This is a genomic window from Microbispora sp. NPDC049633 (assembly GCF_040675265.1).
In the GTDB taxonomy this organism is placed as follows: domain Bacteria; phylum Actinomycetota; class Actinomycetes; order Streptosporangiales; family Streptosporangiaceae; genus Microbispora; species Microbispora maris.
Genome location: NZ_JBFAOO010000138.1, coordinates 1 through 19,158 on the forward strand (window position 1 = coordinate 1; position 19,158 = coordinate 19,158).

Consider the following 19,158-nt stretch of genomic DNA (forward strand, 5'->3'; position numbering starts at 1 on the left):
ACGAGCTGCGCGAGCTGCTCGAAGTGCCGGGGCAGCGGCAGGAGCTGTGCGGCCTCGCCCGGGATCCCCTGGTTGGGCCAGAGCCGGTGCGGACAACGCGGGCGGGAACAACGGCGGCACGGTCGCCGCGGCGGCCGACGGCAGCCGCTTCGTGTGGGCGCCGGGCGACCCCGGCATCCAGGTCGTCTACTCGGTCGGCTACGGCAACAGCTGGACCGCCTCCAGCGGCGTTCCGGCCGGCGCGATCGTCGAGTCCGACCGGGTGAACGCGCAGAAGTTCTACGCCTTCTCCGGCGGCAAGTTCTACGTGAGCACCAACGGCGGCGCGAGCTTCAGCGCCACCGCCGCGACCGGGCTGCCGACGACCGGTGTGCATTTCAAGGCGCTGCCCGGCAAGGAGGGCGACGTCTGGCTGGCCGGTGAGGGCGGCCTGTGGCACTCCACCAACTCGGGCGCCTCGTTCACCAAGCTGTCGAACGTCAGCACCTCGGTGAACATCGGATTCGGCAAGGCGGCCCCCGGCAAGACGTACCAGGCCCTCTACCTCATGGGCACGGTGGACGGCGTGCAGGGCCTGTTCCGGTCCGACGACACCGGCGCGAGCTGGGTGCGGATCAACGACGACCAGCACCAGTACGGCAACGCGGGCGAGGCCCTGACCGGTGACCCGCGGATCTACGGCCGGGTCTACCTCGGCACCAACGGCCGGGGCATCATCTACGGCGACCGCAACGGCGGGACCTCCCCGTCCCCCTCCCCCTCGCCGTCGGCGTCCCCGTCCGCGTCGCCATCGGCTTCTCCGTCCGCCTCCCCGTCCGCGTCCCCCTCGGCTTCTCCGTCGGCGTCGCCGTCCGCCTCGCCGTCCGCCTCGCCCTCGGCCAGCCCGTCCGCCTCGCCGTCGGCGAGCCCGTCGGGTGGCGCCGGCAAGGCGTGCTCGGCGACCTACAAGGTGGCCAACCAGTGGCCGGGCGGCTTCCAGGGCGAGGTCACGGTGAAGAACACCGGCAGCGCCTCGATCAGCGGCTGGAGCGTCAAGTGGGCCTTCGCCAACGGGCAGACGATCAGCCAGCTCTGGAACGGCACGGTCAGCCAGTCCGGGGCGAACGTCACGGTCACGAACGTGAGCTACAACGGCTCTGTCGGGGCCGGGGCGTCCACCACGTTCGGGTTCCAGGCGAGCTGGAACGGGACCAACGCCGTCCCGTCGGCGGTGACCTGCACCGCCTCCTGATGTAGCACGGCGACGGCCGTACGGATGAGCCGCCCGGGCGGCTCATCCGTACGGCCCGTCCGACATGAAAATCGCGTGCGCCCCGAGCGCGACCCGGTGTTGCATGAACCGGATGACCGACGAACCGCTGGAACGACTGCGCGCCGCCGCCCGGCGCACGCGTGAACTCGCCGCGAACCGGGCGGGCACCGGCCTGGGCCACGAGGACGCCGACGACGACGTCGGCACGATCGGCACGGACGGAGCCCTCGGGTTCGATCCGTTTCCTCTGCTCGAAGCCCTTCACCGCAACGGCGTCCGAGCCGTGGTGATCGGGCAGGTCGCCGGCATCATGCACGGGTCCGCCGAACTGACCGGCGATCTGGATCTGCTCTGGGACGGCGCGCCTGCCCACGCCCCGGCCCTGGCGGCCGCCTTCGTCTCCGTCGGCGCCCGGCTCGCCGACGAGACGGGCACTCCCATGGCGACTCGTCCGGATGCCCTGCTCCGCCCCAGAGTGCGGTTCACCTCACCCGGAGCCGGCGGCGACTGCTGCACCCCGGCGCTGGCCTGGGGCGACCTCCGCGTCCGGGAGATCCTCGACCGGGCGATCACCGCGGCCGGTCCGGGTGGCCTGGAGGTTCACTACGTGACCCGGGACGACCTCATCCGGATGCGTCGTGCCCTGGGCCGTCCGAAGGACCTCCGGCGAGCGGACGAACTCGACTCGCCGGGCTCGGGCCGCCGAGGTTGATTTCTCACCGCCGGAGCGCGGCGGACCTCCCGCCGGTCCTGTGAGAGCACACGCCTGGTGGGACGGCGTCATACGGATGTGACGGCCGACTGGTATGCCCGTGTGGCCCTTCGCGTAGCCTTTCTGGGGCGGGCCGTCGGGCCGCGCCTGGACAGGGGTGACTGCGCGATGGCGATCGGAGTTTACGTCGCGGCCGGCGACGCGAGGAGCAACAAGGGCACGATCGCCCTGGGCATGATCGAGCTGCTGACCCGCCAGGTGGGCACGGTGGGCGTGTTCCGGCCGGTCGTCCGGGCCGGCCGTGAGGACAGCCTCGTCAACACCGCGCGCGACCGTTTCGGCATCGGCCTGCCCTACGCGATGTGCACGGGCGTCACCTACGAGGAGGTGCACGCCGACGAGGAGCGTGCGGCCGGGGAGATCCTGGCCCGCTACCGGGCGCTGGCCGGGCGGTGCGACGCGGTCGTGGTGATCGGCACCGACTACACCGACGTGGGCGCGCCCACCGAGTTCGTGTTCAACGCCGAGCTCGCCGCCAACCTCGGCACGCCGGTGATGAACGTGGTGACCGGGCTCGACCGCACCCCGGACGAGATCGCCGCGGCGGTCGAGATGTCGCGCAAGGAGCTGGCCGAGCGGCACGCCACCGAGCTGGCCACGGTCGTGACCCGGGTCGCCCCCGGCCTGGTGGACGAGGTCGCCGCCCGCGTCCCCGCGTACGTCCTGCCGGAGGTCCGGCGGCTGTCCGCGCCGACGGTCAGCGACCTGATGGCCGCCTGCGACGGCGAGCTGTTCATGGGCGACGCCGACCAGCTCGGCAGGGAGACGGGCGGGCTGATGATCGGCGCGATGTCGCTGCCGAACATCCTGGAGCGCCTCACCGAGGGCCTGGCGGTCGTCGTCCCCGCCGACCGGGCCGCCGCGCTGGTGCCGGGGCTGCTGGCCGCGCACAAGGCCCCCACGTTCCCGGCCCTGTCGGCGATCATCCTCAACGGCGGGCTGGAGCTGCCCGACGCGGTCGTCCGCCTGCTCACGGGCATGGACATCCGGCTGCCGATCGTCACGACCGGCGGCGGCACCTTCGAGACCGCGACCAAGTTGTCGAGGGCCGAGGGCCGGTTCAGCCCGGACGCCAAGGGCAAGATCGACACCGCGCTCGGGGTCTTCGCCGAGCACGTCGACGCCGGAGCGCTGCTGCGCAGCCTGCGGGTCACCAAGGCCGCCGCGATCACGCCGCTCATGTTCGAGTACGACCTATTGGACCGCGCCCGCGCCGACCGCAGGCACATCGTGCTGCCGGAGGGCGCCGAGCCGCGCATCCTGCGCGCGGCCGACAGCCTGCTGCGCCGGGGCGTCGCCGAGCTGACCCTGCTGGGCGACGAGCGGGAGATCCGGCTGGCGGCGGCCACGATGGGCCTGGCCGTCGACGGCGCCCGCGTGGTCAGCCCGTTCGACCCGGAGCTGCGCGAGCTGTTCGCCGAGGAGTACGCCCGGTTGCGCGCGCACAAGGGCGTGACCGCCGGGCAGGCCCGCGACATCGTCACCGACGTCTCCTACTTCGGCACGATGATGGTCCACCTCGGGCTGGCGGACGGCATGGTCTCCGGCGCGGCCCACACCACCGCCCACACGATCAGGCCGTCGTTCGAGATCATCAAGACCTCGCCGGGGGTCGGCGTCGTGTCCAGCGTCTTCTTCATGTGCCTGGCCGACCGCGTCCTCGTCTACGGCGACTGCGCCGTCGTGCCCGACCCGACGGCCGCCCAGCTCGCCGACATCGCGATCTCGTCGGCCGCCACGGCCGCCAGGTTCGGGGTGGAGCCGCGCGTGGCCATGCTGTCGTACTCGACCGGCGAGTCCGGCGCGGGGCCGGAGGTGGACAAGGTGCGCGAGGCCACCGCGCGGGTCCGCGAGCTGCGGCCGGACCTGCCGGTCGAGGGCCCCATCCAGTACGACGCGGCGGCCGAGCCGAGCGTGGCGCGGACCAAGATGCCCGGCAGTCCGGTGGCCGGGCGGGCGACGGTGTTCGTGGTGCCCGACCTCAACACGGGCAACAACCTCTACAAGGCCGTACAGCGCAGCGCGGGCGCGGTCGCGATCGGGCCGGTCCTGCAGGGCCTGCGCAAGCCGGTCAACGACCTGTCCCGGGGCGCGACCGTGGGCGACATCGTCAACACCGTCGCGATCACGGCCATCCAGGCGCAGGCGCACGGGGAGACACAGTGAGCGCGCAGGCGCGATGGGGAGACACAGTGAGCGCGCAGGCGCGGCAAGAGGACACAGTGAGCGGGCAGGTCCTCGTCCTGAACACGGGGTCGTCGTCCATCAAGTACCGCCTCATCGACATGGGGACGCGCCGGGCGGTGGCCGGCGGGCTTATCGAGCGCATCGGCGAGGACGAGAGCGTGCTCACCCACGACGGCGTACGCAGTGAGCGCCGGGTGGCCGACCACGAGGAGGGGCTGAAGGCGGTGCTGGCGGCCTTCGCCGAGCACGGGCCGCCGCTCGACGCCGTGACCGCCGTGGGTCACCGGGTCGTCCACGGCGGCAGCCGCTTCGTCACGCCCGTGCTGATCGACGACGCGGTCGAGCGGGCCATCGAGGAGATGGCGCCCCTGGCGCCGCTGCACAACCCGGCCAACCTGGAGGGCATCCGGGTGGCCCGGCGGGCCTTCCCCGCCCTGCCGCACGTCGCCGTCTTCGACACCGCCTTCCACGGCACGATCCCGCCGCACGCGCACACCTACGCCGTCCCCCGCGAGTGGACCCGCAAGCTCGGTGTGCGCCGCTACGGCTTCCACGGCACCTCCACGGCGTACGTCTCGCGCCGGGCGGCGGCTCTGCTGGGCCGGCCGTACGACGAGGTGAACTCGATCGTGCTGCACCTCGGCAACGGCGCGAGCGCGACGGCGGTGCGGGCCGGGCGCAGCGTGGACACCTCGATGGGCATCACACCGCTCGCCGGGCTGGTGATGGGCACCCGTTCCGGGGACGTCGACCCGGCTCTGGGCGCCTACCTCGGCCGGGTCGCGGGCATGGACCTCGCCGGCGTCGACGCGGCGCTGAACAAGGAGAGCGGCCTGCTCGGCATGTGCGGGGCCAACGACATGCGCGAGGTCTGGCGGCTTGCCGACGCGGGGGACGAGGACGCCCGGCTCGCCCTCGACGTGTACGGCTACCGCGTGCGCACCTACATCGGCGCCTACTACGCGGCGCTCGGCCACGTGGACGCCCTCGTCTTCACCGGCGGCGTGGGGCAGAACAGTTCCCGTGTCCGCGCCCTGGCGGCGAGCGGGCTCACCCGGCTCGGCATCGAGATCGACCCGGGGCGCAACGACGCCGAGTCGGCGCAGGCCCGGGTGATCTCCCCGGAGGGCGCCGAGGTGACGGTGCTGGTGGTGCCCACCGACGAGGAGCTGGAGATCGCCGAGCAGACCGCCGCCTGCCTCGGTGACGCGTGAACGCTCCGATCGTCGCCGCGGTCGTCGGCTGGCTATTGTGGGCAGCGAATGGGGGTGAGCCGTGTGGCGACGGCTGAGGACAGTCGTATGGGCGATGAACGGGGGGCCTCCGATCCGCCGGGCCCGCTCGACCGGATCCGCGCGACTCCGGCGGGCCGGCTGACGCTGCGGATCGTCATCGGGGTGATCGGCGCCGCCCTCGTCGTCACCGGCCTGATCATGGTGCCCTTCCCGGGGCCGGGCTGGCTGGTGGTCTTCGCCGGGCTCGCCGTGCTGGCCACCGAGTTCGCCTGGGCGTCGCGGCTCCTGGAGTTCGCCAAGGACAAGGTCAGGGGAGCGACGGACTGGCTCAAGCGGCAGAACTGGTTCGTCCGCATCGTCGCGAGCGCGCTCACCCTGCTCTGCGCCGGGGCCATCGTCTGGGTGTCGGTCCGGCTGACCCTCGGCGTCGACCTGATCCAGGAGGTCCGCGACCTGCTGGGCTGACCGTCAGACGCCGGCCAGCCTGCGGACGGCCAGTTCGCTCAGCAGCGCCGCGCCGTCGGACAGGATGGCGTCGTCGAACTCCGCCTCGGCCGAGTGGTTGGCCGGGGCCGTGGCGAGATCCCGGCCGGGCGGGCAGGCGCCGACCACGAGGAACGCCCCCGGCACCTGCTCCAGCACGTACGAGAAGTCCTCCGAGCCGGTCGCCGGGGTGGGCAGCGGGAAGTAGCGGTCCTCGCCGAGGGCCTCGCGCACGGTCCGGGCGGCGAACTCCGCCTCGGCGTCGTCGTTGACGGTCACCGGATAGCCGATGCCGAAGGAGCAGTCGACGGACAGGCCGTGCGCCTCGCCGATGCCCCGGGCGAGCCGGACCAGGCCCTCCCTGACACGGTCGCGCGAGCCGGCCGAGAACGTGCGGACGGTGGCCTCGAACGTGGCCTCGTCCGGGATCACGTTGTCGGTGGTGCCGGCGTGGAAGCTGCCCACGGTCACCACGACCGGGTCGAACACGTCGTATCCGCGGGTGACGTGGGTCTGCAGGGCCGTCACGATCTCGCAGGCCGCGGGGATCGGGTCGAGGGCGCGGTGCGGGGAGGACCCGTGACCGCCCCTGCCGCGCACGGTCACGGTCAGCGTGTCGGCGGCGGCCAGCACGGGCCCGCCCTTGGTCAGGAACAGCCCGCGCGGGATCGTCGTGGAGAAGACGTGCATTCCGTATGCGGCGATCGGCCTGGCCCCCGCCGCGTCGAGCACGCCTTCCTCGATCATCAGGCGGGCGCCCTCCTGGCCCTCCTCGCCGGGCTGGAACATCAGCACCACGTCGCCGGCGAGGTCGGCGCGCCGCTCACTGAGCAGCCGGGCGGCTCCCACCAGCATCGCCGTGTGCAGGTCGTGGCCGCAGGCGTGCATGCGGCCGTCGAAGCGCGACCGGTAGGGCAGGCCGGTCTTCTCCTGCACCGGCAGCGCGTCCATGTCGGCGCGCAGCAGCACGGCGGGACCGGGCCGCCCGCCGCGCAGAACGGCCGTCACGGACGACAGGCGCTCGCCGGTGGCGACCTCCAGGGGCAGGCCGTCGAGCGCCGCGAGCACCTTCTCCTGCGTGCGGGGCAGGTCGAGGCCGATCTCGGGTTCCCGGTGCAGCGCGCGGCGCAGCTCGACGAGGTCGTCCTGGAGGGTCATGGTCACCTTCGCCGCGAGGTCGGATGGTCAGAGGCAGAGGCAGAGGCGAGGTCAGAGGTAGAGGCCGGTGCCGTGGTCGGTCTGCTGCGTCGCCACCGCGTGGAGGTCGCGCTCGCGCAGCACCAGGTAGAGCTGGCCCTGGACCTCCACCTCGTACTGGTCCTCGGGGTTGAACAGGACCTTGTCGCCGGTCTTCACCGACCTGACGTTGGCGCCGGCGCCGGACACCTCGCCCCAGACGAGCCGGTTGGCCATCTTGACCGTGGCCGGGATGACGATGCCCGCGCTGCTGCGCCGTTCCTCGAGCTCCCGCTCGACCTTGACCATCACGCGGTCGTGAAGCATCTGGATCTCGAACTTCGGGTCAGCCACGCTCGCAGTGTACGCGGAGCGGCCCCGGGCGCCGTCATCGGAGGTTCACCGGCGGCGGGGGCTCACCGGCGGCCCATGGCCAGGTCGTAGCCGGTTCCGGAGCGGCGGTAGACGCCGCCCTTGCCCCACTCCAGCACCTGGAACCGTACGTGGACGGTGTTGGAGGCGACGCCCGTCAGGTCGGCCATCATCTTCTCGGACAGGTCGACGATCGCGGGGATGTCGTGCTGGGCCACGGCCCATTCGGCCGGGCCGAAGTCCTCGACGACGCCGATCGCGCTCTTCCCCTTGTAGGTGATCCGCACCTTGGTGCCCAGGGGCCAGTAGGGGCTGGCGACCGTCCTGTACCGCATCGGCTTGCCGGACGCGGTCTGGGCGTCCCAGAAGGACGTGGCGGTGGAGACGCCGGAGGGCAGGGAGGCGGCCTTCTTCATGTCCTTGTACGCCGTGCGGAGGGTCGCGTTGAACGCCTCGACCAGGGAGGGCAGGTCCAGGGAGGCGGCCTCGGCCGGGGCCGGGCGGTCGGCGGCCACCGGGGAGAGCGGCGCGGAGGAGGGAGCCTGCGGGATCACCGAGGCCTGCGCGGCGGTCGCCGCGCCTGCGACGAGCGTGGTCGCGGTCATCGCCATGGTGATCGCCTGACGGGCTCGCTTCTGCATGGGCTTCCTTTCGTTCCGCTCGCGAGGGGGGCGGCCCCCGGGGGAAGAGGGCCTGGCGTCGCCCGAGGAGTCCCGGCTCGGCGGGCTCCGTGCGCGCCCGGGCACGGCGGAGCGACCCTCGAAAAGGGGCGGGGAAGCTCCGGAGGCGGGACACGCGTCCCCTGGGGAAGGGGAGGCGACGCTTGTGCGAGGTATGGGATTTATGGGGGCAAACGGTGATGCGATGCACGAGTATAGGGAAAGAGGGAGTAAAGCGGACAAATCGATCTAAATTCAAGGTAGATCGTCCTTGACGAAGGGCTTCGCAAACCGCTCTCATGGCAAGATCGGTCAAAGCGACGGCAAGGGGGCGGCATGGCGTTCGAGGGCTTCACGTGGATCAACGAGCCCGCAGAGTGGTCCCGGATCGGAGAGGGACTGCGGGCCGTCGCCGACGCCCAGACCGACCTGTGGCAGACGACGCACTACGGCTACTCGTACGACACCGCGCACATGTTCGGCCGCCAGGTCGCCGGGGACGCCCGGCTGACCGTGACGTTCGAGGCCGGCTACGCCGAGCAGTACGACCAGGCCGGGGCCGTGCTGCGGATCGACGAGGAGAACTGGATCAAGGCGGGGGTCGAGTTCGTCGACGGCGGCCACCAGCTCAGCGTCGTCGTCACCCGCGGCTTCTCCGACTGGTCCGTCACCCCCGCGCCCGCGGGCCTCGTCTCCGCGACGTTCGACTTCGAACGGGCCGGCGACGCCGTGACCGTCCGGTACGGCGTGAACGGCGCGGAGCCGGAGCACATGCTGCGCCTGGCCTACTTCCCGCCCGGAACGCCGGCCCTCGCGGGGGTCATGTGCGCCGCACCCGTGGGCAAGGGCTTCGAGACGCGCTTCACCCGCGTCTCGCTGGCGTAGCGCCGCTCCGCCGCCCGCGTTCCCGCGCCGCGAACCGGTCCTGGGCGTCGAGCACGGCGTCCCCGTAGGACGCGGCCCACATGCCCATCGCGCGCATGGGGGCGAGCAGCGCGGTGCCCGCCTCCGTCAGCGCGTAGTCGACGCGCGGCGGCGCCTCGGCGTAGGCGCGGCGCTCGACCAGGCCGTTGTACTCCAGGCGCCGCAGCGCCTCGTTGAGGACCTTGGGGCCGATCCCGCCGATCCTGGCCAGCAGTTGCCGGGGCCGCAGCGGACCGGCCTCGCCGAGCGTGTAGACCACGACGCTGTCCCAGCGGTTCGCGAGCACCTCGAACGCCAGACGCGCCCGGCAGTCGGAGGTGTACGCCGTCTCGTCGGGGAGCGTGTCCATGGCCTCATCCTGCCGCTTCCGAAGGACACCGTGTGGTGTGCGTCGGTTCGCCTAGCGTCGCGGACCGGCACCTGCTTCACCTCGGAAACGGAGACCTGTCATGCGTATCGGCATCCTCGGCACCGGCGCGATGGCCACGGCGCTGGGCGGCGCGTGGGCACGCGCGGGGCACGACGTCCTCGTCGGCGGACGCGACCGGACCGCGGCCGCCGCGGCGGCGGCCCGCGCCGGCGCCGCCAAGGACGGAACGCTCGTGGACGCGGCCGCGCACGGCGACCTCGTCCTCGCGGCGGTTCCCGCCGGTGTGGCGCCGCAGCTGGTGGACGGGCTCGCGGCCGTACTCGCCGGACGGACCGTCGTCGACTGCACCAACCCCCTCGCGCCCGGTCCCGGCGGGCCGGAGCTGACGACGGGCGGCACCACCTCGGTCGCCCGGCTGATGGCGGACGCCGCGCCCGGCGCCCATGTGGTCAAGGCGTTCAACCTGTGCCACGAGAGCATCTGGACACTGCCGCGGCCGGTCTTCGGCGGAGCTCCGCTGGCCGTGCCGTTCTGCGGCGACGACCGGGAAAGCCTCGACCGGACCGCCGCGCTGATCGCGTCGATGGGGTGCGCGCCGATGCCCTGCGGGGGGCTGTCCCGCGCGGTCCACCTCGAGGCGACCGCGGCGTTCGCGATCGGCGTGTGGTGGTCCGGAGCGGAGCCGCGGTTCGCCTTCCCCGCGTCGGAACGGGCGCCGCGATCCTGATCAGGTGCCCGTCGCGGGCAGGACCAGCTCGGCGAAGATCGCCCGATGGTCGGTCACCGGCAGCCGGTGGACGCCGAACGCCCGTACGGCGACGCGCGGATCCACCAGGACGTGGTCGATCGTGACGGGCGGCACCGGCAGGCCCCCGAAATCCGACGACCTCCGGTACGGCCAGGTGCCGGCCAGGCCGTTGCCGGTCGCGTCGGCCGCGTCCCGGTAGCCCGCGTCGAGCAGGCGCCGGACCCTGGCGTGGTCGAGCGTCGCGTTGAAGTCCCCGGACAGGATCCGTACGGGCCCGCCGGGGTCGGGCAGCGCGGCGAGCGACCTCGACCAGCACCTGAACCGGAACGCGTAGCGCGGCGCGCACGGGTGCACGGACACGACGGCGACGGGTCCGGCGCCGGGCACCTCGACGATGCCCGCCGCCTGCCGGCGGCCGTCGAAGGCCGACAGATCCTCCGGCCGGAGGGGGAACCGCGTGAAGAGCCCGGAGCCGCCCGAACCCTCCTGGGCCCGGTCGTCCGCGTACGGCAGGAGCGTGGTCAGGCCCGCCGCGCGCAGGCCCGCCGAGGCCTGCGGGGTCAGCTCCTGCAGCGTCAGGACGTCGGGGCGCAGCCGCCGCACCAGGTCCACCAGCGCGGGGGGCGGGACGGAGCCGTAGAGCAGGTTGGCCGACAGGACCCGCAGGACGGGGCCGGTGGCGCCGGCCGCACGTACGCCCGCGGCGGCCGGGTCGTGCGCGAACGGGTCGGACAGCGCGCGGGGCAGCACGCAGGCCGCCAGCGTCGCGGTGACCGCCAAACCCGCGACCAGCGCCGCCCGGCGCCGCACGAGCAGCGCGACCAGCGGTGCGACGATCGAGACGAGGGCGACGTACGGCGTGAAGGCGACCAGTTGCACCCACCGGAAGTGGACGTCGCCGGGCATCAGCCGCAGCAGGGCCCACAGCGCGAACGGCGCGACCGCGAGCCACGCGAGCAGACCACGCCAGATTCCCGGGCGACCCACCCAGCCGGCTGCCAGTTTCGCCATCCTCGGACTCCTTCGTGAAAGATCCACTGTACGACGCGTCTGCACGTGCATCCGGGGCTCCACGCCGGTCCGGGGAACTGTCGTACAGTCTGCGGCATGGATGCCGAAGCGAGAGTCCTGGACGCCATCGACGAGGCGGACACCGTGAACCTGCTGGCCGACCTGGTCCGGGTGCCGAGCGTCACCGGCACCGACGCCGAGTCGGACCTGCAGGACCGGTGCGCCCGCATGCTCGCCGGATGGGACCTCGACGTCGACATGTGGAAGCTCGACCTCGACGACCTGCGCTCCCGCGAGGGGTTTCCCGGCATGGAGGCGGAGCGCGCCGAGGGATACGGCGTCGTCGGCGTCACCGAGGGTGAGGGCGCGCCCGCGCTGATCCTGCAGGGGCACGCCGACGTCGTGCCGATCGGCGACCCGGGCAAGTGGGAGGGGCAGGACCCCTTCGGCGCCCGCCTCACCGCGACCACCCTGCACGGCCGGGGCGCCTGCGACATGAAGGCCGGTCTCGCCGCCAACCTCGCCGTCGTGCGGGCGCTGCGCGCGGCCGGCGTACGGCTCGCGCGTCCCCTGGCGGTCCACTGCGTGGTCAGCGAGGAGGACGGCGGGCTCGGCGCGTTCGCCACCCTGGCCAGGGGCCACACGGGGGAGGCGGCCGTGATCACCGAGCCGACGAGCGGGAAGCTGATCACCGCCAACGCCGGCGCGCTGACCTTCCGCCTGGAGGTCGCCGGCCGGGCCGCGCACGGCGCCACCCGCTACGAGGGGGTCAACGCCGTCGAGGCGTTCGTGCCCGTGCTCCAGGCCGTCCGGCGGCTCGAACGCGAGCGCAACGCCGCCCCCGGCCCTCTCTTCGAGGGCAACCCGCTGCCGTACCCGATCGAGATCGGCACCGTGCGCGCGGGCGACTGGGCGAGCACGGTGCCCGACCTGCTCGTGGCCGAGGGACGGCTCGGCGTCCGGCTCGACGAGGACCCGGCCGACGCCCGCGCCGCGCTGGAGAACGCGCTCGCCGAACTGGACGACCCCTGGCTGCGGGACAACCCCGTACGCGTCACCTGGCCCGGCGGGCAGTTCGCCAGCGGCCGCCTGCCCGAGGGGCATCCGCTGGCGGAGGAGGCGGCGCGGGCGGTGGCCGACGTGACCGGGACGCCGCCGGGCCGCACCGCGGCGCCGTACGGGAGCGACCTGCGCCTGTACGCGGCGGCGGGCGTGCCGACCCTGCACTACGGGCCGGGCGACGTCCGCTTCGCCCACGCCCCGCGGGAGCAGGTCGACCTGCGGGAGGTCCGCGACGTCACCCACGCCCTGGCCCTGCTCGTCCTGCGTCGTTGCGGCGTCCGTTAGAGGGGGTCAGCAGTCGGCGGTGACCGAGGCGATCTCGTTAAGCGGGAACTCCAGGTAGTCGCCGGCCTCCTCGCACCACGCGTCGAGGACGCCGCTGCGCAGTTCGCCGTGGCTGACCGTGGCGGTGACCCCGTCGGCCAGCGTGATCATCGCGCGGACTTCGCGGTCCACGACGAAGCCCAGCAGCGACTGCTGCGCCGCGGGAAGCCTGGTCGCCATGCGCCCGATGACGGCCCATGTCTGGCGGGGCTGCGCCGCGGCGGCCACCGGCCCGCCGCTGACCAGCAGCCGCCGGGCGTGCTCGCGCGGGTCCGGCGGGGGCTCCAGCAGGGGGCCGGGGGGTTCGAGCTCGGCGACCCGCCCGCCGGGCAGGAGGATCAGCCGCCCGCCCTGCGGCTCGCGCCGGATGGTGATCTCTCCGGTGTCGTCCACCGGCACCGGGGCGTAGCCCGCCTCCCTGAGGGCGGCCAGCGTCGTCTCGGCGGGCGCCGCGCCGGCGAGCACCGTCGGCGCCAGCAGCCGCAGGCCCAGCTTGGCCAGTTTCCGGTGCGCGGCGATCTCGGCGAGCAGCGCGGGGTCCGAGCCCTGCACGATGCAGCCCACCGACGACACGGTGACCTCGCCGTGCCGCCGGGCCACGTCCCTGATCAGGTAGGTCAGCGGCTGGGGGAGCGTGCCGGTCTCCGACAGGTCGGCGATGAGCGTGTCGGCCGTGTCCCCGCCGTCCAGGGCCCGCCGTACGCTCGCGGGGCTGAACCGCCACACCGAGGCCGCGCCCTGCGACTCGCGGTCGGCGGCGCGGTCGAGCAGCGCGGCGAGCTCGACCGACGGCGGGCCGGTCACCACGGCGGTGAGGTCGGCGCCGAACAGGGCCGTGCGCCGCGCGCTCGCCATGGCGTGCGTGGCGGCCTTCGCCAGCGCGGGGTCGTGCTCGACCTCGGGCACGCACTCGCGGCTCTCGTCCCCGGCCACGCCGGCCAGCGGCGCGAGCGCCCGGCCGAGGCCGGTGAGCGCGTCGCAGGCCACGAGCCCGAGCAGGCGCGCCTCCTCCAGCACGGCCGCCGCGCAGCCGTCCAGCAGCTCCCGGTCGAGCAGCGGGGCGCGCCAGTGCACCCGCTGCAGCAGCTCGCGCAGCGTCGCGAAGCCCCTGTCCTCCGGGATCTCGGCGAGCGCCGCGAACAGCGCCCACCGGATCCTGGCGATCGTCTCGCCGGCCGGGTCGTCGCCGAGCGCGGCGGGGTGGCGGCCATCCACCCGGCGCAGCGACGAGCGCTCCATGCGCCACCAGGCGGCCAGCAGGACGCGCAGCCGCATGGGCGCCTCCTCCAGCCGCCAGGCGTCGTACCGGCGGGCGGGGGTCAGCCCGCCCGCCTCCTCGTCGATCGCGATCAGCCGGGCCACCGCGCAGATCTCCAGCAGCAGCCGGGTCTCGTCCTCCGTGCAGCCGGTCTCCCTGGCCAGCCGCTTGATCTCCCGCACCCCGACCCCGCCGTTCTTGAGCAGCGGCAGCGGCGTCTTGTCGACGTTCTCCAGCAGCGCCGTGGCGCGGTCGAGCACGTGCGGCGCGGCCAGGCACATCGCGTGCTCGGCGGCGCCGGGGTCGCCCGCCGTCGTGGCCAGGTCCGGCGGGTGGGGCGTGAACGGCCCGCGGTAGTCGGGGCCGCGCAGCGCCAGCGCGACCTCGCGGGGCATCTCGGCCAGGTCCCACTGGGTGCGGAAGAGCAGGCCGCGGTCGAGGGCCCACTTCTCCGGCGTCCCCGGCGTGATGAACCGGTTGCCGTTCACGCTGCGGACCGGGCCGTCCCACGCGAAGTCGTCGAGCATGCCGAGCGTGCCGTCCGGGGCGTCGTCGAGAAGCGTTCCCAGGCGCTCGCAGTCGCCGAGCAGCGCGGTGATCCGGGCGATCACCTGCCGCCTGCCGCCCTGGGAGGGCAGGTCGAGCACGTGGCACATCCGGCGCAGCGCGTCGGTGCTGAGCTTCCAGGAGTCGAGGTACGCGCCGAGCGGCTCGCCCAGGCCGCAGGGCGCGGTCCACCAGCGGGCGACGGCCTCGGCCACCGTGATCCTGCCGTCGCGGCCGGGCCAGGCGACGGCGTGCTCGTAGAGGTGGTCGAGCCAGGGGATCACCGCGGAGGTGCTCACTCCGAGGAAGCGGGCCAGTTCGTCCTCCGACGGACGGCCGCCGATGACCAGGCACGCCTGAAGGAGCTCGAGCGGGGGGAGGGGGAGGCCGCGCATGACCTCCATGACGGCGAAGGTGTCGGTCAGCCGCTGCGCGAGGGCGTCCAGGCGCCGGGGCCACGGCGCGGCGATCGCGTCCGGCCGGTTGGCCAGCACGCGGGCCAGCCTGTCTTCGTCAAGACCGGTGAGCCAGCCGATTAGGTGATCGTCCATCGTAGGTCTCTCGGGAGTCCAAGGAAGCCACCGTAGTGCAGATCGGGGTCTCGGCGGGGTCCGTGGGCGGCCGGAGAGTGCAAAGTCACGAATCCCGAGATCACGATATTTCTCCGCCATCGATGGGGAACGAGCGCGCCGCCGGGCCGTCACGGCCCGATCTCAGCACATCATCGCCTGTCCCGCCCGGATTCGGGGTGTGTTCCGGGGAATCCGGGCCGCCGGCCGGAGGGCGCTCCCATGCATTCCGGGCTGCACGGGAGCGCTCTTCGGCCGGCGGACCGCGATCGGGGACAGGCAGATCTGGCGGTCGGGTTAGGTTTTCCGGCACCCCTGACGGGAGACCGGTCATCCTCTTGCTCGGGCGGCGGAGGGCCCCGGCGAAGCGCGTGGCCCCGCCGTCCGGCCGCCGGCCGGTGGTCAGGCCGCCAGTACGGCCCACACCGCCTTGCCCTGCGGGACGAGCGGGCACCATCCCCAGCGCACGCTCAGCGACTCCACGATGTGCAGCCCGAGGCCGCCCGGCTCGAAAGGGCTGGGGTCCCGCAGCACCGGCGCCGCCGATCCGGGATCGGTGATCGCACAGGTCACGTGGCCGCCCCGCCGGATCAGCGACAACCGCATGGCCTCCCGCACGCGGCTGTCGGCGAGCATCATGCCGTGCCGCAGGGCGTTGGTGACCAGTTCGGAGACGACCAGTTCCATCCCGTCGAGCAGGTCCGCCAACTGCCAGCCCGCGAGCGTCCCGGCGGCGAAGCTGCGCGCCGAGTGGACCGACTCCGGGCGGGGCGGCAGGACGAAGGTGGCGCTGGCGGTGGCCGACCCGGGGTCGAGGAGATCGCGTGCGGGCTCCGGCCACCAGCCGATAGGCGGCCACCAGTCGAGCGCCGACCACTGGTTCTGGCCACGAGTCAGGTTCGTGGACTGCACGGGATCATGATGAGGGACACTCCTGTGCATGTGCAAGAGCGAATGCACGTGCAAGCGCGTTGTGCAAGCGCTACGGTTACCCCCGAACACCACTGGGACGAAGGGGGCGATCTTTGACAGACTGTGAACCAGTCCACAAAGCGGAGGAATAGCACGTGTCCATAGATCCGCCCGGATCCGGTTCCACCGTTCGACGCATCATGCTCGGTGCGAGCCTTCGCCGGCTGCGCGAGCAGCGGGGGCTGACCCGTGAGGTCGCCGGATTCCACATCCGCGCCTCGGAGTCGAAGATCAGCCGGATGGAGCTCGGCCGGGTCGGGTTCAAGACACGTGACGTCGAAGACCTCCTCACGCTGTACGGCGTCCACGACGACGACGAGCGGCGTGGCCTGCTGGAGATGGTCCGCGAGGCGAACACGCCCGGGTGGTGGCACAAGTTCGGCGAGGTGCTGCCGAACTGGTTCGTCACCTACATCGGCCTGGAGGAGGCCGCCAGCGTGATCCGCACCTATGAGGTGCAGTTCGTGCCCGGCCTGTTGCAGACGGCGGAGTACGCCCGGTCGGTGATCCGGCTCGGTCATCCGGACGCTCCGGAGGACGAGCTCGAACAGCGCGTCCATCTGCGGATGCAGCGGCAGGAACGGCTCACGCGCAAGGACGGTCCCCGGTTGTGGGCCGTCATCGACGAGGCCGCGCTCAAGCGGCCCATCGGAGGGAGTGCGACGATGCGCGAACAGCTCCAGCATCTGCTGGAGGTGTCCACGCTGCCCAACATCACCCTTCAGGTGATGCCCCTTCGCTACGGGATGCACGCGGCCGAGGGAGGCGCGTTCACCATCCTCCGCTTCCCGGAGTCCGACCTTTCGGACGTGGTCTACGTCGAGCAGCTCTGGGGTGCGCTCTACCTGGACAAACGTGAGGACATCGATCCCTACCTCACGGCCATGGAGCAGCTGTGCGTGGAGAGCACCACGCCCGGCGGCACTGCCGAGATCCTCGGCGAACTTCTCAGAGAGACATGAATGCAGACATATAACGGGATGCCCGCAACCGACATCGCCGGGGTGACCTGGCGGAAGAGCGCCCACAGCAACTCGACCGGCAACTGCGTGGAGCTGGCCGAGCTTCCCGACGGCAGCGTGGCCGTCCGGAACTCCCGCTATCCCGATGGGCCGGCGCTCATCTACACCCGCGACGAGATACGGGCCCTGGTGCTCGGGGTCAAGGACGGCGAGTTCGACGGCCTCCTCGTGTGACCGGAGAGCGTGACCGGACAGCGTGACCCGACAGTGTGAGCCGACGGTCTGACCGGCCTTCCGGTGCAACCGTGTTCATCCGCTTCTCACGGGCGTAACAACGCGACGCGGGGGGCGTAACACGGATGCGGCACAGTGAGTCCCAGGAAAGCTCACAAGGGGGACCCCGTGCTGGACCAGATGACTCTTTACCCGGTGGCCGACGACGTGCTGTTCGCACCCGGAGGTCGTGTGGTGATCCGCACCTACGGCGTCGCCTCGCCGGTGGACCCGGCGGACGGGCGGCCCAGGCCGGTGGCGTACCGGACGTGGGTCACCGGGGTGCGGGAGCAGCCCAGGTACTGGCGGTGGGGGCATTTCGAGGACGCCCGGCGCGGCCACCGCAAGGTACTGGAGTGGCTGACCGGCCGAGGCCCGCAACCCCAGCCGGTCGCCCAGGTGTGACGTCAGAGCGTGATCGCCAGAGCCTGACCGTTCAGGCGGGCGCGTTCCAGCGCAACAGGACGGGCTCGTCGCCGTGCTCGTGCCCGAGGACCGAATGCGTCCCGGTGTCGAGGCGGAAGTACCTGCCGTGGTCGGCGGGCAGCCCGAGCCAGCGGGCCGCCAGCACGCGCAGCATGTGCGCGTGCGCCACCACCAGCACGTCGCCGTCCGCCGAGCGGATCCGGGCGAGGACCTTGTCCGCCCGCTGTCCCACGTGCTCGACGGTCTCACCCGGGTGCGCCTCGTCTCCCGGGACGACCCCGTCCCGCCAGACGTACCAGCCGGGACGCGACCCGCGGATGTCGGCGGTGGAGACGCCCTCGTAGCCGCCGTAGTCCCACTCCCACAGGTCCGGGTCCACCTCGTACGGCCCGGCGCCGGCCAGTTCGGCCGTACGGCGGGCCCGCTGTGCGGGGCTGACGAGGACCAGCGCGAAGGTCCGGTCGGCCACCAGACGGGACAGGGCGCGCGCCTCCTCCTCACCGTGCGGGGTCAGCGGCAGGTCGGTGCGGCCCGTGTGCCGCCCGGCCCTGCTCCATTCGGTCTCGCCGTGCCTCAGCAGGATGACGTTCATAGACGGTCCATCTTGCCCGTACGGCCGGATCCACGCGCGGCGGCCCCCTTGACCATGCGCCCGCGGCCTGCAGTAGGGTCCCCGCGGAGAGGGGGCCCTATGGAGCCGGTGCGGGTGGGACTCGTCGGTGCGGGACCGTGGGCGGAGATGGTCCACGCGCCCGCCCTCGCGGCCGGGCCGCACACGACGCTCTCCGGGGTCTGGGCGCGCAGGCCCGAGGCGGCGCACGCGCTCGCGGACGCCCACGGCGCGCCCTCCTTCGAGCGGCTGGAGGACCTGTTCGCGGCGTCCGAGGCGGTCGCCTTCTGCGTGCCGCCCGCCGTGCAGGCCGAGCTGGGCGTGCTCGCGGCCCGGGCGGGCAGGGCGCTGCTGCTGGAGAAGCCGCTCGCGGCCGACCTCGACGGCGCCCGGCGCCTGGCCGGGGCGATCGAGGAGGCGGGAGTGGCCTCCCAGATGCTCTTCACGTTCCGCTACTCGGCGGCGACCGCCGAGTTCCTGGACCGCGCCCGGCTCATCGAGCCCTTCGGCGGGCACGCCGCCAACATCTCCGGCAGCCTGCGCGGCGGCCCCTTCGCCACCCCCTGGCGGCTGGAGCGCGGGGCGGTGCTCGACGTGGGCCCGCACACGATCGACCTGCTCGACGCCGCGCTCGGCCGGGTGGTCGCGGTCAGGGCGCACGGCGATCCGCTCGGCTGGGTCGGCCTGCTGCTGGAGCACGAGGGCGGCGCGGTCAGCGAGGCGTCGCTGTGCATGGCCGCCGAGGGCGAGACCCCGCCCAGCCGGATCGACGTGTACGGCCGGCGCGGCAGCGCCTCGCTGCTCGGCTCCGAACTCGGCGACGTCTTCCCCGAGGTGGTCCGGCAGTTCGCGCGGACGGTGCGCGACGGTGGCGGGCATCCTCTCGACGCCCGCCACGGCCTGCGCCTGCAGGAGCTCATCGACGACGTGGAGCGGCAGCTGCGGGCCGGCTGACCAGGGCCAGCCC

The 19,158-nt window shown here is 73.1% G+C and carries 19 protein-coding genes and 1 pseudogene; 12 read left to right on the forward strand and 8 right to left on the reverse strand.

Annotated elements, in window-relative coordinates:
* Positions 1–46: 46 nt before the first annotated feature.
* The 5 genes from AB0J39_RS28095 to AB0J39_RS28115 all read left to right on the forward strand — a co-directional run bounded on the left by AB0J39_RS28095 (position 47) and on the right by AB0J39_RS28115 (position 5,911).
* The gene (locus tag AB0J39_RS28095; protein WP_363469769.1) at positions 47–1,231 is read left to right on the forward strand and encodes a cellulose binding domain-containing protein; all 1,185 of its coding nucleotides are present in this window, start codon (positions 47–49) and stop codon (positions 1,229–1,231) included.
* Between the two features lie 112 nt (positions 1,232–1,343).
* Complete coding sequence (locus tag AB0J39_RS28100; protein ID WP_363469771.1) at positions 1,344–1,964, forward strand: hypothetical protein; 621 nt, start codon at positions 1,344–1,346, stop codon at positions 1,962–1,964.
* A 168-nt stretch (positions 1,965–2,132) separates the two neighbouring features.
* Complete coding sequence (pta, locus tag AB0J39_RS28105) at positions 2,133–4,190, forward strand: phosphate acetyltransferase (RefSeq protein WP_363469773.1); 2,058 nt, start codon at positions 2,133–2,135, stop codon at positions 4,188–4,190.
* 56 nt (positions 4,191–4,246) lie between these two features.
* Positions 4,247–5,425, forward strand: a complete 1,179-nt coding sequence (locus AB0J39_RS28110) for an acetate kinase (RefSeq protein WP_363469775.1) — start codon at positions 4,247–4,249, stop codon at positions 5,423–5,425.
* An 87-nt stretch (positions 5,426–5,512) separates the two neighbouring features.
* Positions 5,513–5,911, forward strand: a complete 399-nt coding sequence (locus AB0J39_RS28115) for a TIGR02611 family protein (RefSeq protein WP_363469777.1) — start codon at positions 5,513–5,515, stop codon at positions 5,909–5,911.
* 3 nt (positions 5,912–5,914) lie between these two features.
* Here AB0J39_RS28115 and AB0J39_RS28120 read toward each other — a convergent pair whose 3' ends face one another.
* The 3 genes from AB0J39_RS28120 to AB0J39_RS28130 form a co-directional block, all read right to left on the reverse strand.
* Positions 5,915–7,087, reverse strand: coding sequence for a M20 family metallopeptidase (locus tag AB0J39_RS28120; RefSeq protein WP_363469780.1), 1,173 nt, complete (start codon positions 7,085–7,087; stop codon positions 5,915–5,917).
* Positions 7,088–7,138: 51 nt separating this feature from the next.
* Positions 7,139–7,459: a co-chaperone GroES gene (locus AB0J39_RS28125; protein WP_142556424.1), complete on the reverse strand. Its 321-nt coding sequence runs from the start codon at positions 7,457–7,459 to the stop codon at positions 7,139–7,141.
* Between the two features lie 62 nt (positions 7,460–7,521).
* Positions 7,522–8,118 carry a hypothetical protein gene (locus AB0J39_RS28130; protein WP_363469783.1) on the reverse strand — a complete coding sequence of 199 codons (597 nt, stop codon included), beginning with the start codon at positions 8,116–8,118 and terminating at the stop codon, positions 7,522–7,524.
* Between the two features lie 354 nt (positions 8,119–8,472).
* Here AB0J39_RS28130 and AB0J39_RS28135 point away from each other — a divergent pair, with 354 nt between their 5' ends.
* Positions 8,473–9,021 (forward strand): DUF1349 domain-containing protein, encoded by a 549-nt coding sequence (locus AB0J39_RS28135; protein ID WP_363469786.1) that lies wholly within the window; start codon positions 8,473–8,475, stop codon positions 9,019–9,021.
* Here the strand turns inward: AB0J39_RS28135 and AB0J39_RS28140 are convergent.
* Positions 8,999–9,409 carry a helix-turn-helix domain-containing protein gene (locus tag AB0J39_RS28140; RefSeq protein ID WP_363469788.1) on the reverse strand — a complete coding sequence of 137 codons (411 nt, stop codon included), beginning with the start codon at positions 9,407–9,409 and terminating at the stop codon, positions 8,999–9,001. The two genes, AB0J39_RS28135 and AB0J39_RS28140, sit on opposite strands and share 23 nt — an antisense overlap.
* 88 nt (positions 9,410–9,497) lie before the next feature.
* Between AB0J39_RS28140 and AB0J39_RS28145 the strand changes: the two are divergent.
* Positions 9,498–10,157 (forward strand): annotated as a pseudogene (locus AB0J39_RS28145) (NAD(P)-binding domain-containing protein); the annotation flags it as partial.
* Here AB0J39_RS28145 and AB0J39_RS28150 read toward each other — a convergent pair.
* A complete protein-coding gene (locus AB0J39_RS28150) occupies positions 10,158–11,189 on the reverse strand; it encodes an endonuclease/exonuclease/phosphatase family protein (protein ID WP_363469791.1) in 1,032 nt (343 codons plus the stop codon).
* Between the two features lie 96 nt (positions 11,190–11,285).
* On the opposite strand from AB0J39_RS28150, the gene AB0J39_RS28155 reads away from it, so the two are divergent.
* The gene (locus AB0J39_RS28155) at positions 11,286–12,536 is read left to right on the forward strand and encodes an ArgE/DapE family deacylase (RefSeq protein WP_363469794.1); all 1,251 of its coding nucleotides are present in this window, start codon (positions 11,286–11,288) and stop codon (positions 12,534–12,536) included.
* Positions 12,537–12,542: 6 nt separating this feature from the next.
* On the opposite strand, the gene AB0J39_RS28160 is transcribed toward AB0J39_RS28155, so the two are convergent.
* Positions 12,543–14,930: a helicase-associated domain-containing protein gene (locus tag AB0J39_RS28160; protein WP_363469797.1), complete on the reverse strand. Its 2,388-nt coding sequence runs from the start codon at positions 14,928–14,930 to the stop codon at positions 12,543–12,545.
* Between the two features lie 420 nt (positions 14,931–15,350).
* Positions 15,351–15,860, reverse strand: a complete 510-nt coding sequence (locus tag AB0J39_RS28165) for an ATP-binding protein (protein WP_363469800.1) — start codon at positions 15,858–15,860, stop codon at positions 15,351–15,353.
* Positions 15,861–16,060: 200 nt separating this feature from the next.
* On the opposite strand from AB0J39_RS28165, the gene AB0J39_RS28170 reads away from it, so the two are divergent.
* From AB0J39_RS28170 to AB0J39_RS28180, 3 genes are all read left to right on the forward strand, one after another.
* Positions 16,061–16,882 (forward strand): helix-turn-helix transcriptional regulator, encoded by an 822-nt coding sequence (locus tag AB0J39_RS28170; RefSeq protein WP_346225833.1) that lies wholly within the window; start codon positions 16,061–16,063, stop codon positions 16,880–16,882.
* Positions 16,883–17,116, forward strand: coding sequence for a DUF397 domain-containing protein (locus AB0J39_RS28175; RefSeq protein ID WP_346225832.1), 234 nt, complete (start codon positions 16,883–16,885; stop codon positions 17,114–17,116).
* A 168-nt stretch (positions 17,117–17,284) separates the two neighbouring features.
* On the forward strand, positions 17,285–17,560 hold the full coding sequence (locus AB0J39_RS28180; protein ID WP_363469803.1) for a hypothetical protein: 276 nt from the start codon (positions 17,285–17,287) through the stop codon (positions 17,558–17,560).
* Positions 17,561–17,591: 31 nt separating this feature from the next.
* On the opposite strand, the gene AB0J39_RS28185 is transcribed toward AB0J39_RS28180, so the two are convergent.
* Positions 17,592–18,173, reverse strand: coding sequence for a histidine phosphatase family protein (locus AB0J39_RS28185; protein ID WP_363469806.1), 582 nt, complete (start codon positions 18,171–18,173; stop codon positions 17,592–17,594).
* Positions 18,174–18,287: 114 nt separating this feature from the next.
* Here AB0J39_RS28185 and AB0J39_RS28190 point away from each other — a divergent pair, with 114 nt between their 5' ends.
* On the forward strand, positions 18,288–19,145 hold the full coding sequence (locus AB0J39_RS28190) for a Gfo/Idh/MocA family oxidoreductase (protein WP_363469809.1): 858 nt from the start codon (positions 18,288–18,290) through the stop codon (positions 19,143–19,145).
* Positions 19,146–19,158: the final 13 nt, after the last annotated feature.